This is a genomic window from Tangfeifania sp. (genome assembly GCF_055108615.1).
In genome coordinates, this window is the sequence record NZ_JBSQIC010000003.1 from 1 (window position 1) to 21,508 (window position 21,508).

Consider the following 21,508-nt stretch of genomic DNA (forward strand, 5'->3'; position numbering starts at 1 on the left):
GTCAATCATCGTTAAAACGGCAATTTATATTGTGATTCATCGGCTTTCCGGCGTTTTTCCTCTGCCTCTTCCTTCTCCTTCTGTTTCTGCTGTTCCTTTGTTTCTTTTTTTTCCTGCAATAATTTACTTTCCCTGTTAGTTTTCGGATGCTGGCCAGTCTCCTCAATTTTCTTTTTTTCCTCCCAAGCTTCCATCAATTTTTGTTTGTATTCCAACAACGTTTTTTCCCGCTGTGCGGCAAATTCCGGATCTATCTTTTTAATCTCATCAATATCTGCAATCAGCTTATCAATTGTCCGGAAATGCTTCTCCTCTTCGGTTAATATTTTAATTCTGGTTAACCCTGTAAGCTCATAAATATTTACCCATTTGTCTTCAACCCAAACCGACAGGTTGGGGTTAAGGCAATAGTAGCCCCGTTCGACCCGCAGGAACAAACCGTTATTGTATGGGTTATTGCTGTCTATTTCATTTTTGGCCAAAAGCGATGAGATGTAATTTCGTTTTTTGCGGTAGTCAGGCATAATATCTTCAGGATACGGGGAAATAACTTTCTCCAAATCAGCAGCTTTCACACCCTTTTCCTCCCAATGGCCCCTGCTGTTGTTAATAATTGCATCCTGCAAGGCCATAAAAATATTTAACAGGAAATATTCCATCTTTCTGTTCGGGATTTTCACCATCCTGTCGGCTACTTTAATCCTGACAGAATTGGTAAGTATCCGCGAAAAAATATCTTCCAGTTTGGTAATCGACTGAGGCGAAAAATATAATTTGTTAATGGCAACCCGGAAAGGGTTTCTTCCGTTATTATCCATCACATCTGTATCGGCATTTTGATTCAGCAAAAAATTGAGGATTTTTATACTTCCGTTTTCAGCCGCTGCCAGCAAAGGTGTAAGGTTGAACTGATCGCGGTAATTAACGCCATATTTCCTAATTTCCTGCTCAACTCCCTTTACATTGTCGTTATTGTAGTTGCTGTAGTATTTTCGGTTAATGGTATTGCGTTCGTATTCGGGGTGTTCTGCTCTTTTGTATTTTAGCCCGGCCAGCCTGGAAATGCTGTCGTGGTCGTTATACAGCAAGGCATACATAAACAACAGGTCTTTTGCTTTTTTATTGTAAATCTCAGGGTCTAACGCATTCTCTTTCAGCTTACCAAGGCTTTCGTGGGTAATCGGTTCCCAGTCGGGCTTTTTCAGTTCGAGTATATTCTTTTTAATATCGTCGGCCTGTTCTTTTTTCCCCTGCATTTCAAGCTTACGTGCCTCTTCGTTCCATTCTTCCAAAGATGAAACTTCTTCTTTGATGTTTATTTTTTCTTTTGTTTCGACAAGCCCGAGAAGGGATAAAATAGTATGTTTTGAAGATGATTCGAGAATATAAAGGTTTTTAACAGACCGGGTTATACCCACGTACAACGAATTAATATAAAATTTGTATGCATCGAGCGATTTGTCGGCCTTATCTTTCCCCCGCGAAAAATCCATATCGTCATTTTCAAGGTCTTTTGTCGAAACACCCTGTGCTATTTCGTTAAACTCGCGGCTGTAGTTGCTTATAAAATTTAGGAGTATAATGTTTTCATATTCAAGGCCTTTCGCTTCCTGGACAGAAAAAAGCAGCGGGGTTTTGAATACCTTCCGGGCAGCGGCCTTTTCTTCGCGGTTCATTACCAGTAAGGCATATTTTGTAGAGCGCATTGTACTGTCGTTGAGTTGTTTACGTCTGGCTTCCGAGTCAATGTAATAATTTACCAGGCCCCTGTTTTCTTTTAATGGTTCCACCAGAAAATTACTCTCCCGGTCGATAGAGCCAAAACGGGCATTTTTTATCTTCAGCAGTTTGTTGGCAATAGTAGTGACCTCGGCTGAGTTCCGGTAATTGGTACGCAAAACACTGATTTTGCTTTCGGCAATGTCGTGCTTGTAAAACATTGTTTTTACGTTTGTCCACGAAAAAAAGTTGGGGTGGACAACCTGGTTCGAATCGCCGCACAGGATAAAATTGCCGGGGGTTTTTAATGATTGCAGCACAAGGTATAACTGGATATTTGTAAAATCCTGCACTTCATCGATAACAATAAAGTCATATTTCGGATGGCAGTATTGTAGCCAGTTAAACGACACAATGTTCAAATCGTAAAAACCATTATCGTTTAAAAATTCTGTATATTTAATAAATACTTCATAAACTTTTTCACGCTCGCTTTTCAGGAAAATGGATTGTTTCACCCCCAGTTGAAGGTACTCATCTTTACTTAGAAAAGGTTTGGAAATATCGAGGCCCGTTATTACCCCTTTAAATTCTTCAAACAGTTTGTATGTATCTTTAATCCCGAAGGAATGTTTCCGGGGTTGCAACCAGTCGTTAAAATCTTTGAAGTCCACCTCTTTCCCGGTAGTAATTTTTAGCGTTTCGAGAAATTCCCGGAAGCTGAGGAAATCGACATTCTGCTTTTCGTTGATGTAGTTGCCGGAGTAGTAAAGCATTGATGAATTATCAACCAGGAATGGTGAAAGGGTAACATACAATACATCGCCTTTCAGTTGTTTTATTTTTTCGAGCGTAAGCACCGTTTTACCGCTGCCTGCCGACCCAACGATAACTACCGGCGGCTTAACGGTAAAAATATTTTGCTGTATATTGTCGAAAGAGAGCGCCTTGTTGAGCAAATGAAACCGGTTGCTATGTGGGTTTACATAGTTCAGTTCAACGATATCTTCCCCGGGAACCTGTGCTTCATTTACCGATTCCCTTAATTTGCTTTCGTCAATTTTTGCCCCCCTCAGGAACCGTGATTTTTCATAGTTATGGTTGTAAATAACTTCCAGCAATAAAATGTAGGTTTGATTATTGTATCTCGCAAATTTAAAAAGTAACCGGTTTTCATAATCGAGTTTTGCCCGGTAAAAATCCCTCCCGGGTAATTTTTTAATTTCTGCGGAATTGAAATCATTGTTTTCAAGAAATTCAACTGTTTTGCTGAACTGTTTTTTCACCTTTGAATAATCTATATCGTTAAGGTACAGTATATTCATAAAAAAAATCAATTTTAAAAAATGGAAAATATTAGCATTCAGCGTGCAATTTAGCAATAACTTTTATTTAATGCATTGCAAGTGATTGCTTTGTGAATCGAAAACAGAAAAGGTTAAAAACACGATACTTCAGGGTTCAATTTTAGGATTATTTCCCCGGTTGCCTGCATCTTGTTAACCAGATCTTCAATTAGGTTTCGTAATTAAAACATTTGTTTAAATTACCTATTCTTCCAATCCCTTCCAGTTCGATTATTTTCCTGAATCCATTTTTTTGCGAGGTAAAAATCGCAATAAAAAAGCCTAATAATTCCACGAGCAAGAAGGTTCTTGTAGGTATTTTATTCCATTCCAACCAGCCGTTTAAAACACAAAACTAATCACTATATTTGTATTCAATAAATTGAACGAAAATGAATGAGATCATATTTATTGTGAAAGAATCACCTGAGGGGGGTTATGAAGGAAGGGCCCTGGGGTATTCCATTTTTGTAGAAGGAGATACTTACGAAGAGATTAAAGAAAACATTCGGGACGCAATTCATTGCCATTTTGATGAGGATTCCCCAAAGATTATCCGGATACATTTTACAAAAGAAGAAGTTTTTGCGGCATGAAGAAAATCCCACGGGATATTACTGGTTATGAATTAATCAAAATAATCGGAAAATTCGGTTATCAAATTACCCGGCAATCAGGAAGCCACATTCCGACTTACAACAAAAGAGAACGGAATTCATCATGTTACGATACCATACCATAAGCCTCTGAGAATCGGGACTCTTTCCAATATTTTGTCGGATATTGCCGACCATTTTCAATTATCGAAAAAGGAACTTTTAGAAAAGCTGTTTTAAATCAAAAGTATTCATTATACTTGCTTTACAACTTTGAATTCAGATTCATGAAAAAACAGATATACCGATGCAAATAAAAGAGGTCGTTTCCGCGCAAAAAGAGAAGTTGCAAACCATACTCAGCCCACAGGAACAGGCGTTGGGCGAAATCATTTTCAACAACGGGCAGTGCCAGGTGCTGGCGCAGTCGGTATCGCGTTTCGAACTGATTGTGGCTGACGAGCGGGAAAATGAAATTGCCGAATATACCCTCAATATTGAATTGCCGGAAGAGGATAGCGATGAAGCAGCGTCCGGCGCAATTTTTCCACATTGTGGCAAAGACCCGGTTGAATGGGACAAGTACGCGTATGCCTGCCTGTTGCAGGTGGAAAACGAAACGCAACTGCTTAACCCAAAAGAACATTTGGAGCATAAAAAATATACCCGCCAGGGAATGATCAAGCGGGTGCTGGCCGAGCGGCGACAAAAAGCGGATAAAGCTGAATACCGTATCAAATGGGCCGGTAATATTTACGGCGACCACATCCTGACTAATGAACGAGGTGTAAAATACAAAGTGTTCCTGCGCGATTTTGAAAACGAAACCGGTTACAGCGACAGCATGGATGCTAAGCTGAACAAGCTGGGTACTACCAAACACATCATGTTTGCATTCAGAAAGTTAAAAGAAAATAAAACGCTTTACAACCGGCTAAGCAAAACGTACCCGTTTGTGGAAGTTTATTGCGACCCGCTCAACGATTATAAAATTACCTGGCATTATCCGCACAAACTTCCGGTTGACGAGCAACTGCTGATTTCGAGGTATTTTAAAAATGCCAACTGTATTGAGGATGCGCAAATTACCGGGTTTCTCAGGTTTATTGAAGAAGCTGCCGATTTTCCACACATCCGCATCCGGCCCGAGGTGTCCGAAAAGGTGGAAGCAGCTTTTGAGCAGGAGATGCTGATGAGCCTGCGCGACCGGCACATCCCTGATTTTAGTATGGTACATGCCGATCTTTACCCCTATCAAAAAGAAGGCGTTGAGTTCGCCCTTTTTCGAAAAAATGCCATTATTGCCGATGAAATGGGGCTGGGAAAAACCATCCAGGCCATTGCCACTGCCATTTTGAAAAAGCGAATTTTCGGGTTTGAAAAAATACTGGTAGTTTGCCCGGCATCGCTGAAAGAGCAGTGGAAAAAAGAGGTGGAGAAATTTTCGGATGAAAAGGCGCTCGTGGTGCAGGGATTTCCCGATGAAAGGGTTGTACAATACAAAAGCAGCGAGCATTTCTTTTTTATCGTGAATTACGAAACCGTGCTGCGCGACCAGCGGGCCATCAACAATGCCGGTATCGATTTCCTGATTCTCGATGAGGTACAACGCGCCAAAAACTACGAAACCAAAACTGCTGCTTCGCTGAAACGGTTAGAGGCCAAACATAAACTGGCCATCACCGGCACGCCTATCGAAAACCGGCTCATCGATATTTTTTCGGTGATGGGCATTCTCGATCCCCAATTTTTCGGGCCGCTTTGGGAGTTTTCGTACCAGCACTGCCTGTTCGACCCCGACCGCCACAATAAAATAAACGGCTACTACAACCTTCAGAAACTCAATAAAAAATTAGAGAAAATATTGCTCCGGCGCGAAAAACGTAAAGTAATCGACCAATTGCCCAATCTGCAGCAACACGATATCCCGGTGGAACTTTCGCCGCTGCAGGCCGATTACCACGGCTCGTATGCCAGGGGAATTGCCTCCATCCTGCGCAAAAAATTCCTGACTCCTTACGATATGCAAAAAATGCAACTGCTGCTGGCCAGCATGCGCATGGTGTGCGATTCCACTTACCTGATTGACGACGAAACCAACGAATCGCCCAAACTGGAAGAGTTGCAACATATTCTAATTGAAAAATTAGATGTACCCAACCGGGATACCAAAATCATTATTTTTTCGGAATGGGTGAAAGTACACAAACTCATCGGGAAAATCCTCCGTGAAAACAAAATCGGGTTCGTGGAACTGAACGGGAAAATACCGGTAAAATCGCGTGGCGAACTCATCCGCAAATTTGAAACCAACCCGCAGTACAAAATATTTTTATCGACCGAAGCCGGCGGCTCGGGACTGAACCTGCAGGTGGCCGATACGCTTATCAATTTCGAGCTCCCGTGGAATCCGGCCAAAAAGAACCAGCGCATTGGCCGCATCGACCGGATTGGACAGAAAAGCAACAAACTCACCATCTATAATTTCATCACCCGCAATTCCATCGAAATGAAAATTGCCTCGGGGTTGCTGGTAAAACAGAGCCTGTTCGACGGCGTGCTGGGCGAAGGCGGGCAAACCAATTTTGTGGATTTCAGCACCAAAGGCCGCTCACAATTCATTCAGCAACTGGAAGAATTTGTGAATGAAATTAAACAAACCGAACCGGATATTTTGGAAAAATCTGAAGTCCCGGAAGAAACTGAAACCTTGCAGGAAGAGGCCGCCCAACAAAAGCCATCCGATGAAATCGACCTCTCCGAAGACGCTACCGAACCGCAGGAAGAACCGATCGCTGCTCCTGAAGAAAACACAGGTGGTAACGGCCAGGGCGGGAATACCGGTGCCGAAGATTTGGAGCAGGTGATGAACAACGGAATGCAGTTCCTTTCGGGCTTGTTTAAAATGACCACCGGAAAAGAGATGGGTATGGAAGGCCAGAAAATTGAGGTAAACAAAGAAACCGGCGAGGTGACCATGAAGTTTAAACTGCCGTTGTAAAAAGCGCTAAGCGGTTCGATCCGCTAAGCGCGTAAAGGGAACACAGGCACAACCATAGCTGAGAGGATTGGCTGGCAGGTTGTCCATTTTTCAGGTATTATTGAGAATTACCTGCAAAATCTGATAAAACTGGAAAGACAAAAAGCCGAAATGGATTATGAATTACCGCATGAATTGGATTTATTGCTTGAAGGCATAGAAGTTAGTGACGAACTGCAAAAAAAAGATTACAAAACCTTAAGAGACGAAATGTATGCCAGCCGTGCCGAATAAATGTTAATTTTGAAGATGCCCTGATAAATTCACTGGCAGAAACCAACAAAATGGATGTGATTCTTACCAATAATACCTCCGATTTCGTCCATTCAGACTTGCCTGTATATCGTCCGGTTGATTTTATTGCGCTATTCAAATAAATGGTTTATTATGAATAAAATAATTGAATTAGGCATTTAACAGATACAAATAAAAATGTGGCTAAAGCCGTATTCAACAGAAACTTATAAAATCCGTCAGCTACCCGCCTGACCGGACGGGCAGGAAGCAGACGGCAATAAATAACCAACAAAATTGGAATTGATGTATAAATTGCCGTTCACTTTAGTGAACGGATTTGTGGAATACAGATGGTTAAGGGGTTTTAACCCCATTTTCAAATTATCAAACATATTTACAAAGTGCCTAACTCAATAAAATAAAATCGCGAAGTCATGAAAACACAACTTTTTGCACCAGAAATCGATAATATCATCGGCAACGTCAACCGGGAAACTGCTCCGATAAACTCTGATATTTATCAAAGCCTGAAAAATATTTATGCTGTTTTAAGTTGCGTGAAACCTGTTGGCGACGATGAACTAAGAGAAACCTGGCTGGAAGTGGACAGAGGACCAATAGAAGCTTTCGGAAATTTTGAAGAATATAAAGATGGCGGCGAGGTTGAAACCCGTGAAGATTTCGAACAACTTTGGAAAGACTATTATCCGGAATCTACCAAATGGTACAAATTTCAGACGGCTAAATATGAGGATAATTTGTATTTCTATTTTGGTGGAAAACTATTGTGGACGGTTAAAGAAAATGAATTTCGGGAAGAAGATGCTACAACAGGTTGGAATCTGGAATATTATGAGCGTTTCGCCGGATGGCTTTTTGAGAAGATAACTAATGAAACAGAAAAACTCAAAAAAGATGCGGATGCTTACAATTCTTACATTCAGCAAAACCTCTCCTGGTCGAAAAGGTTGGGTAAAATACGCAGAAAGGATTTTTGGGAGATAATGGGCAGCGAAACCATCAGGCCTGACCTTAAGCTGGGAAATGAACTGATTGAAAAGCTGAAAATGGCAGTGACCCGTACAAAAGAAAACCAGTTTCCGTTGTTGCCGGAAATGACGGCCAATTTGTATTTCAGGGTTTGTGAGATAGGTTACGATGCCAATGGTTACTTTAAGAATAGCGCAGAAATACTTTCGCCCCGGGATAAATATTTAAGCTTTGCAGATGGCCGGGATGCCGGATTACGAGATATTGACGGGGATTCGCCTGAGGCTTTTAACGAGTGGTACAACAGCGGAAGCCGGATGGGAGCTCATCCGTGGGAAATTTGTCGGGGTGGAAATTCTACCCATATTTCGCTTTATGTTTTAAAAAAGGACGGGAAATGGATTTTCGGTTTGGCAGGATCGAGTATTGTTCGGGTTGAGGAAACGGTGAGAATGGCTGTGGCATTTTATGAAAATAAGATTCCGTTTGAACTGCGGGATGCGGATGAAATTGTTCGCATGGTTACCGGTGAAGATTTTATCGGCATAGTTCCCGATACAGTTTTCCCGCGGTATTGCCACAGTCTTTTCCCCGAAGAAGATCGCATTATCGACTTCATGAATTTAGATTCAGATAAAGAAATAGTTCCGTCTGTTGTGGAAAAGGCGCAGTGGTATCCGCTGGAGAGAATTGAGATTGGCAGTTGAACCCAAAGATTATCATGTTTTCTCCAAACTCCCTATTAATTCATACGCAATTTTATTGCTCTCAATCCGCATCATGCTCTCTTCGGCGCTGCCATAGCTGAGGAGGTTGATGCTGCCGTACCAAACGATTTTTTGGTCGATGACAGCAAATTTCTGATGGATGTTCGGTTTGTAAACCAGGCGAATGCCGGTAGTTTCTATATGTTCGATTGCTTCGTTCCAGGCGGTTAAATCTTTGTTTTGAAAATCTTCCGCCGGACGGGTTACCACAGTAACTTTCACCTTTTTGGCAAGGGCGGGCTCCAGGTTCCGCATGATTTGCTGTGTCCTTCGTTTGGTAACAAACGGGCTTACAATCAGAACTTCGCGGGTTGCATGATTAATATCGCTTGAGAAAACAGGAAAGAAATTGCTTTTGTCGAAGATAATGTCCACATTTTCTTCTTTTTCATTTGGTACAGAGAAAAGCTCGCCTTTCATTTTATAACCGATGGAAGCATAACCCGACAGCCGCCGGTTGTACATCCGTTCAAACATTCGCACATGGATGTCGATATAATCGAAAATAAGCGCTTCTTTTTTCGCCTCGGACAGCCGGTGCAAACGGCCTGCATATTGCTGAAGCGTCCCTTTCCACGAAATGGGCATCGCAAGAAACAAAGTATCGAGCCGGGGTTCGTCGAAACCCTCGCCAATAAAACGGCCGGTTGCGATAATAGTTACCGGTTTATCTTTTGGAGATTCCGAGATTTTATGCAGGATTTCCCGGGTATCTTTATTTCCCATTCCGCCGGTAACAGAAATGGCATCCGGGATTTTTTTCCGTAACATTTCAGACAGTATTTTTACATGCTCCACCCGTTCGGTGAGGACAATGCAATTTTTATCTTTTTGGTAGCATTTCACCACATCGTCCACAATCAGTTGATTTCTGATTTCGTTTTTTACTATTTCAGCATACAATTCCTGAATGGTCCACTCTTTTTCCTCTTTTTCTGTTAGAGAGTGAATTCTGAAAGAAGTAAACCGGGGAACAATGTAATGATCAAACGGCCTTTTTTCTGCCTGTTTTTTTGCATCATCGCGATAACGGACGGGCCCGCAGTGCATAAAAATGATGGGGTGGTGGCCATCTTTTCGCGATGGTGTGGCGGTTAATCCATATACATATTTTGCGGAAATATTTTTAAGGATCGATTCAAAACTGAACGCCGGGACATGGTGGCATTCATCCACAATCACCATTCCGTAATCTTTTACAAACTCCTTTACTTCACCCATTCGGGATAACGACTGCATGATGGCAATGTCGATGATGCCATTGCGGGTTTGTTTGCCTCCGCCAATCTGGCCAAAAATACTTTGGGTCTTTTTACCCCGTTTGCCTTTCGTTTCAATCTGTTCATTCACGGTCAGGAATTCGTTCAGTCTTTCTTTCCACTGATTGACCAGGCTTACTTTGTTCACCAAAATGAGGGTGTTTACTTTTTTTTCGGCAATGATTTTTATGGCTGCCACGGTTTTGCCGAATGCTGTGGTTCCACAAAGTACACCCGTGTTGTTAGCCAGCATATTTACCACCGCAAAGGGTTGTTCTTCCCTGAGTGTGCCGTTAAACGTTACATCAATTTTCCGGCCTGCATTTGTTTTGTCAATCCAGGTTGATTTCACCTTAATTTCATCTAATAAATTTTTCAACTCCTGCCCGCATCCGCGTGGCAAACAAATATAATCGCTGGTTTCATCGGCACATGAAATGATCCGCGGTTTGTTGAACGTGGAAAGCCGCATGGCCTGGGCTTTGTAAAATTCCGGGTTTTTGAAAGCGGCCAGTCGTTTTATCCGGTTCAAGGCTTTGGCAGAAATCCCTTTTTTGGGAATGAAAAGCATATTGGCTTTTACAACTTCAATGGTTTTGGGAAAATCTTTTTTATGGAGAATTTCCTTATTTCTTTCCCACGGTTTTGAGGGTTTGGTTCCTTCGTCTTCTTCTTTAAGAATCCCGAGTTCACTCCCCTGGCTTAACTGTTCGGTAAAGGATTCTATATTTCCTTGTGGCAACTTTTCAACAGAAGATAAAAATGCCCATTGATCATTGAAAGGCCTGAAATTTTCATCGATAAAAACGCTGTTGTCCTTTTCACGGGCCGCTTTTTGCAGCGGCAGTGCAATCAAATTCCCAAAGCCGCCTTTGGGCATGGTATCCTGGTTGGGGAAAAACCTGTCGTACGATTTAAAAGCAATTTCATGTCGTTGGTTCATTGAATAAGTGAGCAGGGCGCTCCCCAATTTCCTGGCCTCAAACGCCGGAACAGGCTGCTCAAAGAAAAACCAGGCATGAGCGCCATTTCCCGAACGGGAGCGTTCCACTGCAATGGGAATTTTAAACTCTGAACAAACTTTCCTTATGGTTTTAATATCTTTTTGCCATTCTTCCCCATCGAAATCAATCGCTAAAAACCAGCAGGTTTCATCCGGAAGCAGCGGATAAATCCCGGCAACAATTTTTCCCCGCAAATGATTTTCAATGGCCTGACTGTTCAGCTTCAGGAAATTTTTGTTTTTGCAGGCCGAGCATTTTACTTTCGGTTTTTGGCAGATTCCCGGCAACCATTCATTGCCGCAGGCTGGTGAATAACCCGAAGTTCCTTTTTTGTTGTTTTCCCACCGGGTTGCAAAAACATCTTTGCGGCCTTTAAAAAGCGACTTGAACAATTTGATTTTATCAGTTGGAGATGATTGTTTGTCGATGGCTTTGGTTTCCATTTCATCCGAGGCAATAGCAAGGTTATTTGTTTTTGGCCGGTTCCTTATAACTTGTTCAACTTTTTCAGTTGCAGGCTTCTTCCCGGTTTGATTTTCAAGCTGTTGTATTCTTTCTTTAAGCTGCTGGTTTTCAGCTTGCAGTGTGCGGTATTTTTCTGTCAATTCATTGAAGTCCATAAAATAGGCAGCCATTCATTTTTGTAAAAATAGCAAGAATCTTAATCTGAGGAAAATAGCCTGATTAATTCATAAACGCAAATATTGCAATACTTTGGGTAATTACGGTTCGTAATTTTTCCCATTTTCGATGCCCCAATTGTACGATGAGGTATTAACCCGTGGGCGCAGTAACCTTTCTCGTAAAGTTCCTTTGCCCTGACATAGGTGACAAACTCCCTTTATTTATGAATAATGGAGGTTAAAAAGCAACTTTAAATTTTCATGGATAAAAACTAATTGCTAATATTTGCAATTCCTTTTTTAATCCTTGAAATTGTTTCCTCTTTTCCCAGTATTTCGCAAATCACAAACAAATCAGGCCCCGTATTTCCGCCCACCAGGCAGAGCCGCAGCGGGTTCATTACAGCGCCAAAACCCCACTCTTTCTCATTCATGAAAGCGGAAAACTGTTCTTTGATTGAAGCCGCTTCCCACGTTGCAACCGATTCAAAAACGTTGATTATTTCTGAAAGTTTTTCCGGAGTATCTTCCTTCCAGCGCTTTTTTATGGTTTTCTCGTCGTACACTTCGGGTGTCACAAAAAAGTAGTAGCTCTGGTTCCACAGGTCGGAAACAAATTCGCAGCGCTCTTTTACTTCAGCAACAATACGTTCCACTTTTTCATCATTGGCCGAAATGCCTTTTCCCTCCAGAACAGGTTTGAAAAGTTCGGCCAGTTCTTTTTCCGATTTTTGCTGAAAATAGTGATTGTTGAACCACTTTGCTTTTTCGGGATTGAATCGCGAGCCGGATTTCACCACGCGGCTTAAATCAAACTGCTCAATGAGTTCTTCCAAAGTGAAAAATTCCTGCTCGGTTCCGGGGTTCCAGCCCAGCATGGCCAGCAGGTTGACAAACGCCTCCGGGAAATATCCTTCTTCGCGGTAACCTATCGAAACCGCGCCGGTTCTTGGATCTTTCCATTCCAGCGGGAAAACGGGGAATCCCATTTTATCGCCGTCGCGTTTACTGAGCTTCCCTTTGCCCTGCGGTTTTAAAATGAGTGGCAGGTGCGCAAATTCGGGTTTGGTATCTTCCCAGCCGAGTGCTTTGTAAAGCATCACGTGCAAGGGCATTGACGACAGCCACTCTTCGCCGCGGATGACGTGGGTAATTCCCATTAAATGATCATCCACCACGTTGGCCAGATGATAAGTTGGCATTCCGTCGGATTTAAACAGCACCTTGTCGTCGAGGATGTTGGTGTTGAAAGTAACTTTTCCGCGGATGATGTCATTTTCTGTCACATTTTCATTTTCAGGCATTTTAAACCGGACAACAAATTTTTCACCGGCGGCAATTTTTTGTTCAACTTCTTCTGCCGGTAAATTCAATGAGTTATTTAAAGTGTTCCGGGTAGAAATTCCGTACGAAAATGTTTCTTTTTTGGCTTCGGTCTCTTTACGGAGCTGTTCCATCTCTTCTGGCGTGTCAAAAGCAATGTACGCCCAACCCGATTCAACCAGTTGATCGGCATATTTTTTATACAATTCCCTGCGGTCGCTTTGGCGATAAGGCCCAAAGTCCCCTCCTGCTTTCGGACCTTCATCGGGAATCAGTCCGCACCATTCGAGGCTTTCTTCAATGTACTCCTGCGCTCCCGGCACAAACCGGTTCTGGTCGGTGTCTTCAATCCGAAGAATAAAATCGCCGTCGTGTTTTTTGGCAAACAGGTAGTTAAACAAAGCGGTTCTCACACCGCCCATGTGCAGCGGCCCGGTTGGGCTTGGTGCAAAACGCACCCGTATTTTTTGATTGCTCATTGCTTTTTTTTGAATTCGCTGCAAAGATAGAAGAAGAAAATGAGAAGTTAAAGTTTGAAGGAAGGGGAGGACGACAAATTCCACGTTTTTACAACCAACCTGCTTTTTCTCTGTTTAAAATATTTTTCACCTGTTCCACTGCCTCGGTCCACTCCTGTTCCGGGCACCGGATTTCTCCTGCCATCATACCAAATTTTTTATTGAGCCAAAGGCGGTGCTGCGGGATGTCAAGCGTCATGTCGCCGGCAAAAAACGACCAGCGGTTGCCGATAATCTCACAAAAATAGACCTGCACGCCCAACACTTTTTTCAGCTTTTGAGCCAACTCGTCTAAGCGGCTTTTCAGTGTCCCGGTGGTCTCAAAAATTTGATAAATCTGATCAGATAAAAATGTCTCTTTCTCCATGGCAGGTTTTTTCATACCTTTTCAAAAAGCTTGTGTGTAGTTTTCCCTGCTGATAGAAGGGCATTTTGCCGATTTCACCCAGCTCTTTGCGGATGAGCTCTTCTCCGGCTTTCCGTGTAGCTTCCGAGGCATAATCATCGAGGAATTCGCGGTAAGTAAGCACGGCGTTGAGCTTGCAGAATTTTCCTTCTTTGCAGCTTGTCAGCAACTCCATAATTTTATTGCCGGTACGGCCGCAACGGTAACCCGCGGTGCAAAACGACGAAATCATACCCAGTTTGGCCAGATCGCGGCTCATTTCATCAAGGCTGCGGGTATCGTTCAGGGTAAATTGCTGATTACTTTTATTCTGGCTGAGCATTTTTGCCTGCTTCCGTGCCTTCTCCTTCATGGCTTCGGTGTAACCGCCAATCCCGATATTGCTCGAGGCATCGGTTTGGGTGCATCCCACCGACATCAGGTCGAGGTGCATTTCGGGCTTTTCCCGCACCGTACAGATTAGCCCGGTGTAAGGAACCGATAACCGCAGGATGGCTACCAGCTTTTTCATATCCTTGTCTTGTACCAGGTATTTCGAGTTGGTACTCAGTTCCGAGCCGCTGGCCGGCGTAAGGCGCGGAAACGAAATGGTGTGCGGGCCGATGTTAAATTGCCGTTCCAGGTCCATCGCATGATAAAGCAATCCCATTACCTCGAATTTCCAGTCGTAAATGCCGAATAAGGCACCGGTGGCCACATCGTCGATGCCGGTCTCCATAGCCCGGTGCAAGGCATAAAGCCGCCAGCGGTAGTCAGCCTTCGGTCCGTGCGGATGTACGGTTTTGTAAGTAGGTTTGTGGTAGGTCTCCTGGAAAACCTGAAACGTGCCGATGCCGGCTTCCCATAGCTGCCGGAGCCTGGCAATGTCCATCGGGGCGGCATTCACGTTAATCCTGCGGATATTCCCGTAACCTGGTCCGTTAGGCGACTTTTCTTTCACCGAGTAAACCGCTTTAATGGCATCCACAATATAGTCGGCATCGCTGCGCGGATGCTCGCCGAATACGATGATCATCCGTTTGTGTCCCTCGCGGGTCATTATCCGGGTTTCTTCCCTGATCTCTTCCATGGTAAGTGTCCGGCGTTTCTCTTCCGGGTTTTCTTTACGGAACCCGCAGTACAGGCACGAGTTAACACACAAGTTGGAGCAGTAAAGCGGGGCGAAAAACACAATCCGGTTGTCGTACACCCGGCGTTTCACTTCCAATGCAGTTTCATACATTTCCTGCAGTAAATCTTCGTCTTCCACATCCAGCAGGGCGGCCGTTTCATCAGGGTTCAGCCGTTCGATGGAAAGTGATTTTTGCAGAATGTCGCGGATGCGCTGCTTATCGGGATTTTTATTTTTTTCCAGTTGTCTGAAAATTTTTCTTTCATCGATAAAGTCTTTACCCCCGATGAGGTATTTGTCTATCTCTTCTTGTTTAACGACCTTCTTGGCCCAGGCTGTTACACTATTCATGCTCTTTTCCATCAGTTTTCTCCTTTGGATCAGATAATAAATTCAATCTTTGGGAACCGGAAAAAGCGCTTCCCTCAGCATGAAACAAAGCTATAATAATTCTGCTGTATTTCAAATGTTTGATGTTGAAAAGCAGGTTTTTTTCCTTTGCAAGATTGCCGCATCCCTTTTGGTATATGCTTTCAGAAAAAACGCAGATTTCTGTTTTTTATCACCCTTTAATTCCGTGTCTTTCTTTTATTTTGTATTTGATAATGTTGCTTTTCCCGGAAATAAATTGGCAGCAGGCATATATCTGCTGAGAATAAGCTAACAGGAAAAAGGGATTTCGTGACTGAAGGTTTTCTAATCATAAAATAATAGTAAAAAACAGGACATGTACGGAAAAATAAAACAAGACCTGCAAAACACCCTCGAAGAACTGAAAGAACAGGGGTTATACAAAGCCGAACGGATTATTACTTCCTCGCAAAGTTCTGAAATTGAAGTAGGAGGGGAACAAAAAGTATTGAATTTTTGCGCCAACAACTACCTCGGTCTGGCCAATCATCCGGAAGTTGTAAAAGCGGCACAGGATATTATGAATGACTGGGGATTCGGTCTTTCATCGGTGCGGTTTATCTGCGGAACTCAGCAGATTCATAAAGAACTGGAAGAAAAGGTTTCCGAATTTTTGGGCACTGAAGATACCATTTTGTACTGTGCCTGTTTCGATGCCAACGGCGGAGTTTTTGAGCCGTTGCTCGGACCGGAATCGGCTATTATTTCCGATGAATTGAACCATGCTTCCATCATCGATGGTGTGCGGCTGTGTAAAGCGCAGCGTTTTCGCTACAAACATTCCAACATGGAAGAACTGGAACAGTGCCTGAAAGATGCGTCGGATGCCAAATACCGGCTCATAGTTACCGACGGCGTTTTTTCAATGGACGGCGACATGGCCAACCTTCCTGGAATTGTTGAACTGGCCGATAAATACGATGCGCTGGTAATGGTGGACGATTCGCATGCCACCGGATACATCGGCGAAGCCGGTCGCGGAACCGCCGAGTATTTCGGGCTGCTCGGGAAAATTGATATCATCACCACAACATTCGGGAAAGCCATGGGTGGCGGAAACGGCGGCTGTACTTCGGGCCGGAAGGAAATCATTGATATGCTGCGTCAGCGTTCGCGTCCGTACCTGTTTTCAAATACGCTGGCACCGTCAACAGTAGGAGCTACACTTAAAGTCATCGATATGCTTTCTGAATCGAGCGATCTTCCGGCAAAAACAATGGCCAATGCCAAACATTTCCGCGAAAAAATGGAAGCTGCCGGATTCGATTTAGTAAAAGGCAACACTGCCATTGTGCCAGTGATGATTTACGATGCCCCGCTGGCGGTGAAATTTGCCGATGAGTTGCTGAAAGAAGGGGTTTATGTGATTGGTTTTGTTTACCCGGTTGTTCCAAAAGGAAAAGCCAGAATCCGTGTTCAGCTCTCGGCGGCACACACTACCGAACAAATCGATAAAACAGTTGAGGCATTTATAAAAGTAGGGAAAGAGTTAAAGATCATCTGATGCTTATAAATAGAAAATGAATGGCTGCCGGATGAATTATTGTCCGGCAGTTTTTATTTTATTCCCCGGATGGAAAGCGTGGAAATATCATGTTCTGCTTTTTCGGCTTTCCGCTTAAACTGGGCAGCCGTAAGTTTTTTGACCCGAATTTTTATCCTTCCGTTTTTTTTATGCGTTTGAAATTGCACCACGTTAATTTTTGTTCCGTCTTCCGACCTTATTTCACTAAACACGGGCCGGAAATTTTCAGAATCAATTTTTCGCAATCCACTGAATTTTATTGAAAAATAGCCTTCAGTTCCCTGGTAGTAATAGGTTTTTTTGCCGGGGTCGTAAGCTGCTTTTGTCATTGTGCTTTGCCGGGGATTCTCTTCAATCCATTTGCCCCGTTGTTGAGGAAATTTTACCAGTAAATAATAAGAGCCTGCATCGAGGTATTCGAACGAAACCATCCCTTTTTGGCCGGTTTGCTGAAAAGCCACTGTTCCCCTTCCTGTGCCCGATTCAAGAAAAAAATTGACAAAGGAGGCTCGTTGGCTCGTCCAAAAGGGAAAAATAACGATGAATATGAACAGTAAAGTTTTCATGCAATTAAAAAATAACTGTTGAATACAGACTATGTTTTTTTTGTTGCAGCTAACTGTTTTCTTCTTCGTCAATTACAGGTGCTTCGTTCCTGATGATAACCATTTTCACATCTTCAGTGTATTTTTCAATGAGATTTTCAAATGAACTTTCTGTCAGGGCTGAAACTTTCATGGTTATGCTTCCAAATTTGCCGTCAACTTCGAATTTTCCCGCAACCAGACGGCCCGGATCATTTTTATCGGTTTCGTACAAGGGCGTTATGTTATCATCATAAAGATTTTTCAGATTCGAAAAACGAATCGTAAAAAATCCGCCCGGTTCTCTCACAAAGTAAATTTTTTTGTCTTTATGATAGCCTACCTGCAAATCATCGGGTAAATCTTCGCTTTCGTTTGCCCGTTTCCCTTTTTGGGGTGGGAGAGCCATTATTATCCGGTACATGCCTTTGTTCAGGTGGGCAAAAGTAGCTCCACCCGCCTTACCTGTTTTTTGAAACGCAACCGGAATGTCGCTTTTTTCGGGTTCAATGTAAATAATTGCATTTTGTACAGGGTTCCCCGGTTTTCCAAATAGTGATTTTAATATTCCCATAAATTTTGTTTTTTTATTCAAATTCCTTTTATGATGTTAGTGAAAAATATGGTGAATTCAAAATTTTACGCCACTTATTTTAAATCCGGTGTTTTGTAACTTTCTTTTTATCAAAAAAATACAAGATGTGAATATCGTTATTAGCCAATAATGAATTTTGGAGATTGAAAATCACCGATTACTTTTTTCCCGGAGAAAACCAATTTTGCTTTTAACGGATTAGTTTGAAATTCCCCTATCTTTGCACCAAATTGTTCATTATGAAGGAAAAGCTTTTTGGAAAGATATTGACTGAATTGCAGGGAGTTGCAGTAGAACTTGGTTTGCCTAAATTCACAGCCAAACAAATTGCCGACTGGCTCTACAAAAAGGATATTTCATCAATTGACGAAATGACCAATCTTTCCAAAAAAGCGCGGGAGCTGCTCAACGAAAAGTATGAGTTCGGGCTGACACCGCCATCAGAAATTCAAGCCAGCACCGACGGTACCAAAAAATACCTGTTCCCCACTTTTCAGCAGAAATTTATTGAAACGGCGATGATTCCTGAGCGCGATCGTAACACGGTTTGCGTGAGTTCGCAGGTGGGCTGCAAAATGGGATGCCTGTTTTGCATGACCGGCAAACAGGGTTTCCAGGGGCAACTTACGGCCGGCGAAATTGTGAATCAAATCAAAAGCATCGACGAAGCCGATGAGGTTTCCAACATCGTTTACATGGGCATGGGCGAACCGTTCGATAATCTCGATGAGGTGCTGAAAAGCATTGAAATTCTTACAGCCGACTGGGGATTTGCCATGAGCCCCCGCCGGATTACAGTTTCAACAATTGGAATAATTCCGGCCATGCTGAAGTTTTTGGAGGAAAGCGAAGCACACCTCGCTGTGAGTTTGCACACCCCGTTTAACGACGAACGCCGCAATTTGATGCCGGTGGAAGTGGCTTACCCCATTGAAGAAGTGATTGCTGAAATTAAAAACCGGGATTTTGGCCGGCAACGTCGTGTGTCGTTCGAATATATTTTGTTTGAAGGTTTGAACGATTCTCCGCGCCATGTGAAAGAGTTGGCCCGTTTGCTCAGTGGGCTGAAATGCCGCATCAACCTCATCCGTTTCCACCCGGTTCCGGGCACCCCGCTGAAAAGCCCGGGCGAAGAAACCATCCAGCGATTTAAAGATCAGCTCAACCAAAAAGGAATTTTCACCACCATCCGTGCCTCCCGCGGACAGGATATTTACGCTGCGTGCGGATTGCTTTCCACGAAAGAGTTGTTACCCAACAAACAATAAAAAACAGTAATAAAATTTTCAAAACAATAAAATACTTCTTAATTTTACAGGAAAATCAAAATAAAATGACAGCTTTCAAAAAAATGAGGGAAGTATTTAATGTACTGCAAGACAAAGAATCCTATTTTGCTGAAATTGATAGTAAGCAATCGAACCGGTTAATTTTTAAGCAACTGCTTATTATTTGCCTGTTCGGGTTTATTTACGGACTGGTAATGGGCAGCTATCACAGTACTTTGCAGGCGCTGGTAGCCGGGCTTAAAATGATGGTGCTTTTTATTACAACCTTACTTATTTGTTTCCCCTCGTTTTTCATTATTCAACAGGTACTGGGGTCAAAAATGAGTTTCCGGAAGATGGTGGGGATTGTTTTAAGTGGCTTTGTGCTGGCTTCAACTATAACATTGTCGTTTGTTCCGGTAATTATTTTCTTTCAAATTACCGGGAACAATTACCATTTTCTGCAGCTTTTGCATGTGGCAGTTTTTATTTTTGCCGGATTTTTTGGGATGAAACTGATACTGGAGGCACTGAAATTTGCCTGCGACAAAAAGAATGTTTACCCGCAGATTGGCGTAACGGTTTTTAAAGTGTGGATTGTTATCCTGGCGTTTGTGGGCATCCAGCTTTCGTGGAACCTGCGCCCTTTCCTCGGCGATAAAAACGAGGATTTCAAATTGTTCCGAAAATACCAGGGCAATTTTTACACGGCCATTGTTTATTCTTTCGACCAGCTTTTTTCGGGGCAGGAAACGGAAGACAGTGATTTAAATAAAACAGATATTAATCAGCCACCGACTGAACAAAAAGATACAGCAGATTTTTCATATTTTTTGAAAGATTAAGTTATGGAGGAAATAATGACACTGGAAGAAGTTGCAAAATACCTGAAAGTAAAGCCCCAGACTATTTATACCTGGGCGCAAAATAATAAAATACCTGCTGCCAAGCTGGGGAAAGAGTGGCGGTTTAAAAAATCGGTGATCGATAAGTGGTTCAATCAGCACTTCGACGATAAGTTTGCTGATTATTTATAGTGTCATGTCAACTTTGAACTGTCATTTCGACCGTAGGGAGAAATCTGCTGTAATAATTAGATTTCCTGCCCGTTCCTGCCCGACGAAGTCATTCAGGCGGGCTCACCTTCGTACCTCAGGTTTCGAAATGACAATTCCTACATTCTACATTTGACTCGACAGTAGTTTGGGGTATTGCATTTGCATAATACAGACCATTTACTTTTTGAAGTAGTTCATGAAAAATCTAAATTCGGCAAGTTCAGTTCCTGTATTTAGCTAAATTTGGCAAGTTTAGAAAATTGTTGTCGGCAATCAATCCGGTTTTACCGGGTTCATTTCTTTCACCCGGAACTCTTTTTCTCCTTTTTCAATCGTTGCCGTTTCGTTGTAAAAATCGTGTTCGAAAAACAGGATGTAATTTTTTTCAGCAACTTCTTCCAAAAACTTTTCCTTTTCCTGCATTACTTCCACCGGGTTCAAATCGTAAGCCGCCACCCAAAGCAGCGGAACGTTGGCAGTGGTGGGCACCAGGTCGGAAGTGTAAACCACGGTTTTTTCTTCAAACTGAATAAACGGCAACATTTGTCCCGGCGTGTGCCCATCAAAAAAACGGACTTTAATTCCCGGGAACACTTGGCCTTCGCTTTTCACAAGGTTCAGTTTCCCCGAATCCATCATAAAATTTAACACTTCGGTGTGATAAGCAGCACTTTCGCGCGGATTGGAAATTTTGGAATGCTCCCACTGGGTTTTACTACACCAGTGCGTGGCGTTCGGAAAGCGAAGTTGCAGTTGTCCGTCCTCATTCTTCACTGCTCCTGTGGCATGGTCCCAGTGCAGGTGGGTGAGCAGAACATCGGTAATATCGTTGGGTGAATACCCGTTTTCTGAGAGCGATTTTTCAAGTTGATCCAATCCGCCAACTCCATTATTTTTCAGGTGCTTTTCGGAATAGTGGTTGCCGATTCCGGTTTCAATCAGGATTTTACGTTCACCCTGATCAACCAGCAGGCAACGCAGCGCCAGTTTTGTAAAGTTATTTTCGTCGGCCGGGTAAACTTTGTTCCACAATACCTTGGGAATGACACCAAAAAGTGCACCTCCGTCGCAGTGAAAATGTCCGGCTGAAATTGGGATGAGTTTCATATTTGTGGTTTTAGTAAAGAT

Annotated in this window: 16 protein-coding genes; 8 read left to right on the plus strand and 8 right to left on the minus strand. The window is 42.9% G+C overall.

Going from position 1 to position 21,508, the window contains the following annotated elements; genetic code table 11:
* Positions 1–11: 11 nt before the first annotated feature.
* On the minus strand, positions 12–3,044 hold the full coding sequence (locus ACTCNA_RS00980) for an ankyrin repeat domain-containing protein (protein ID WP_462946025.1): 3,033 nt from the start codon (positions 3,042–3,044) through the stop codon (positions 12–14).
* A 413-nt stretch (positions 3,045–3,457) separates the two neighbouring features.
* On the opposite strand from ACTCNA_RS00980, the gene ACTCNA_RS00985 reads away from it, so the two are divergent.
* The 4 genes from ACTCNA_RS00985 to ACTCNA_RS01000 all read left to right on the plus strand — a co-directional run bounded on the left by ACTCNA_RS00985 (position 3,458) and on the right by ACTCNA_RS01000 (position 8,635).
* Complete coding sequence (locus ACTCNA_RS00985; protein WP_462946026.1) at positions 3,458–3,661, plus strand: hypothetical protein; 204 nt, start codon at positions 3,458–3,460, stop codon at positions 3,659–3,661.
* A gap of 307 nt (positions 3,662–3,968) precedes the next feature.
* A complete protein-coding gene (locus ACTCNA_RS00990; protein WP_462946027.1) occupies positions 3,969–6,662 on the plus strand; it encodes a DEAD/DEAH box helicase in 2,694 nt (897 codons plus the stop codon).
* A 150-nt stretch (positions 6,663–6,812) separates the two neighbouring features.
* Positions 6,813–6,935 (plus strand): hypothetical protein, encoded by a 123-nt coding sequence (locus ACTCNA_RS00995; protein ID WP_462946028.1) that lies wholly within the window; start codon positions 6,813–6,815, stop codon positions 6,933–6,935.
* Between the two features lie 437 nt (positions 6,936–7,372).
* Positions 7,373–8,635 (plus strand): hypothetical protein, encoded by a 1,263-nt coding sequence (locus tag ACTCNA_RS01000; protein WP_462946029.1) that lies wholly within the window; start codon positions 7,373–7,375, stop codon positions 8,633–8,635.
* A gap of 12 nt (positions 8,636–8,647) precedes the next feature.
* On the opposite strand, the gene ACTCNA_RS01005 is transcribed toward ACTCNA_RS01000, so the two are convergent.
* The 4 genes from ACTCNA_RS01005 to hydG form a co-directional block, all read right to left on the minus strand.
* The gene (locus ACTCNA_RS01005; protein ID WP_462946030.1) at positions 8,648–11,593 is read right to left on the minus strand and encodes a TOTE conflict system archaeo-eukaryotic primase domain-containing protein; all 2,946 of its coding nucleotides are present in this window, start codon (positions 11,591–11,593) and stop codon (positions 8,648–8,650) included.
* Between the two features lie 260 nt (positions 11,594–11,853).
* Entirely contained in the window at positions 11,854–13,383 is a 1,530-nt protein-coding gene (gene gltX / locus ACTCNA_RS01010) for a glutamate--tRNA ligase (protein ID WP_462946031.1), read from the minus strand.
* Positions 13,384–13,471: 88 nt separating this feature from the next.
* On the minus strand, positions 13,472–13,789 hold the full coding sequence (locus ACTCNA_RS01015) for a hypothetical protein (protein WP_462946032.1): 318 nt from the start codon (positions 13,787–13,789) through the stop codon (positions 13,472–13,474).
* Complete coding sequence (hydG, locus tag ACTCNA_RS01020) at positions 13,764–15,302, minus strand: [FeFe] hydrogenase H-cluster radical SAM maturase HydG (protein WP_462946033.1); 1,539 nt, start codon at positions 15,300–15,302, stop codon at positions 13,764–13,766. The genes ACTCNA_RS01015 and hydG overlap by 26 nt, the downstream gene beginning before the upstream one ends.
* Before the next feature lie 364 nt (positions 15,303–15,666).
* On the opposite strand from hydG, the gene kbl reads away from it, so the two are divergent.
* Positions 15,667–16,854: a glycine C-acetyltransferase gene (kbl, locus tag ACTCNA_RS01025; RefSeq protein WP_462946034.1), complete on the plus strand. Its 1,188-nt coding sequence runs from the start codon at positions 15,667–15,669 to the stop codon at positions 16,852–16,854.
* A 53-nt stretch (positions 16,855–16,907) separates the two neighbouring features.
* On the opposite strand, the gene ACTCNA_RS01030 is transcribed toward kbl, so the two are convergent.
* Both ACTCNA_RS01030 and ACTCNA_RS01035 read right to left on the minus strand, forming a co-directional pair.
* On the minus strand, positions 16,908–17,441 hold the full coding sequence (locus ACTCNA_RS01030) for a hypothetical protein (protein WP_462946035.1): 534 nt from the start codon (positions 17,439–17,441) through the stop codon (positions 16,908–16,910).
* 49 nt (positions 17,442–17,490) lie between these two features.
* Positions 17,491–18,033, minus strand: coding sequence for a hypothetical protein (locus ACTCNA_RS01035; protein ID WP_462946036.1), 543 nt, complete (start codon positions 18,031–18,033; stop codon positions 17,491–17,493).
* 260 nt (positions 18,034–18,293) lie between these two features.
* Here ACTCNA_RS01035 and rlmN point away from each other — a divergent pair, with 260 nt between their 5' ends.
* The 3 genes from rlmN to ACTCNA_RS01050 all read left to right on the plus strand — a co-directional run bounded on the left by rlmN (position 18,294) and on the right by ACTCNA_RS01050 (position 20,359).
* Positions 18,294–19,322 (plus strand): dual-specificity RNA methyltransferase RlmN, encoded by a 1,029-nt coding sequence (gene rlmN / locus ACTCNA_RS01040; protein WP_462946037.1) that lies wholly within the window; start codon positions 18,294–18,296, stop codon positions 19,320–19,322.
* Between the two features lie 65 nt (positions 19,323–19,387).
* Positions 19,388–20,167 (plus strand): hypothetical protein, encoded by a 780-nt coding sequence (locus ACTCNA_RS01045; RefSeq protein WP_462946038.1) that lies wholly within the window; start codon positions 19,388–19,390, stop codon positions 20,165–20,167.
* A gap of 3 nt (positions 20,168–20,170) precedes the next feature.
* Positions 20,171–20,359 carry a helix-turn-helix domain-containing protein gene (locus tag ACTCNA_RS01050; RefSeq protein ID WP_462946039.1) on the plus strand — a complete coding sequence of 63 codons (189 nt, stop codon included), beginning with the start codon at positions 20,171–20,173 and terminating at the stop codon, positions 20,357–20,359.
* 294 nt (positions 20,360–20,653) lie between these two features.
* On the opposite strand, the gene ACTCNA_RS01055 is transcribed toward ACTCNA_RS01050, so the two are convergent.
* On the minus strand, positions 20,654–21,487 hold the full coding sequence (locus tag ACTCNA_RS01055; RefSeq protein ID WP_462946040.1) for an MBL fold metallo-hydrolase: 834 nt from the start codon (positions 21,485–21,487) through the stop codon (positions 20,654–20,656).
* Positions 21,488–21,508 lie beyond the last annotated feature (21 nt).

Excerpts from the sequence above, each read along its gene's own strand:
- ACTCNA_RS01045 (WP_462946038.1), top strand. The coding sequence starts at position 19,388 with ATGACAGCTTTCAAAAAAATGAGGGAAGTATTTAATGTACTGCAAGAC.
- ACTCNA_RS00995 (WP_462946028.1), top strand. The coding sequence starts at position 6,813 with ATGGATTATGAATTACCGCATGAATTGGATTTATTGCTTGAAGGCATA.
- gltX (WP_462946031.1), bottom strand. The coding sequence starts at position 13,383 with ATGAGCAATCAAAAAATACGGGTGCGTTTTGCACCAAGCCCAACCGGG.
- hydG (WP_462946033.1), bottom strand. The coding sequence starts at position 15,302 with ATGGAAAAGAGCATGAATAGTGTAACAGCCTGGGCCAAGAAGGTCGTT.
- ACTCNA_RS01055 (WP_462946040.1), bottom strand. The coding sequence starts at position 21,487 with ATGAAACTCATCCCAATTTCAGCCGGACATTTTCACTGCGACGGAGGT.
- ACTCNA_RS01015 (WP_462946032.1), bottom strand. The coding sequence starts at position 13,789 with ATGGAGAAAGAGACATTTTTATCTGATCAGATTTATCAAATTTTTGAG.
- ACTCNA_RS00980 (WP_462946025.1), bottom strand. The coding sequence starts at position 3,044 with ATGAATATACTGTACCTTAACGATATAGATTATTCAAAGGTGAAAAAA.
- ACTCNA_RS01030 (WP_462946035.1), bottom strand. The coding sequence starts at position 17,441 with ATGAAAACTTTACTGTTCATATTCATCGTTATTTTTCCCTTTTGGACG.
- kbl (WP_462946034.1), top strand. The coding sequence starts at position 15,667 with ATGTACGGAAAAATAAAACAAGACCTGCAAAACACCCTCGAAGAACTG.
- ACTCNA_RS01000 (WP_462946029.1), top strand. The coding sequence starts at position 7,373 with ATGAAAACACAACTTTTTGCACCAGAAATCGATAATATCATCGGCAAC.
- ACTCNA_RS01050 (WP_462946039.1), top strand. The coding sequence starts at position 20,171 with ATGGAGGAAATAATGACACTGGAAGAAGTTGCAAAATACCTGAAAGTA.
- ACTCNA_RS01005 (WP_462946030.1), bottom strand. The coding sequence starts at position 11,593 with ATGGCTGCCTATTTTATGGACTTCAATGAATTGACAGAAAAATACCGC.
- ACTCNA_RS00990 (WP_462946027.1), top strand. The coding sequence starts at position 3,969 with ATGCAAATAAAAGAGGTCGTTTCCGCGCAAAAAGAGAAGTTGCAAACC.
- ACTCNA_RS00985 (WP_462946026.1), top strand. The coding sequence starts at position 3,458 with ATGAATGAGATCATATTTATTGTGAAAGAATCACCTGAGGGGGGTTAT.
- ACTCNA_RS01035 (WP_462946036.1), bottom strand. The coding sequence starts at position 18,033 with ATGGGAATATTAAAATCACTATTTGGAAAACCGGGGAACCCTGTACAA.
- rlmN (WP_462946037.1), top strand. The coding sequence starts at position 18,294 with ATGAAGGAAAAGCTTTTTGGAAAGATATTGACTGAATTGCAGGGAGTT.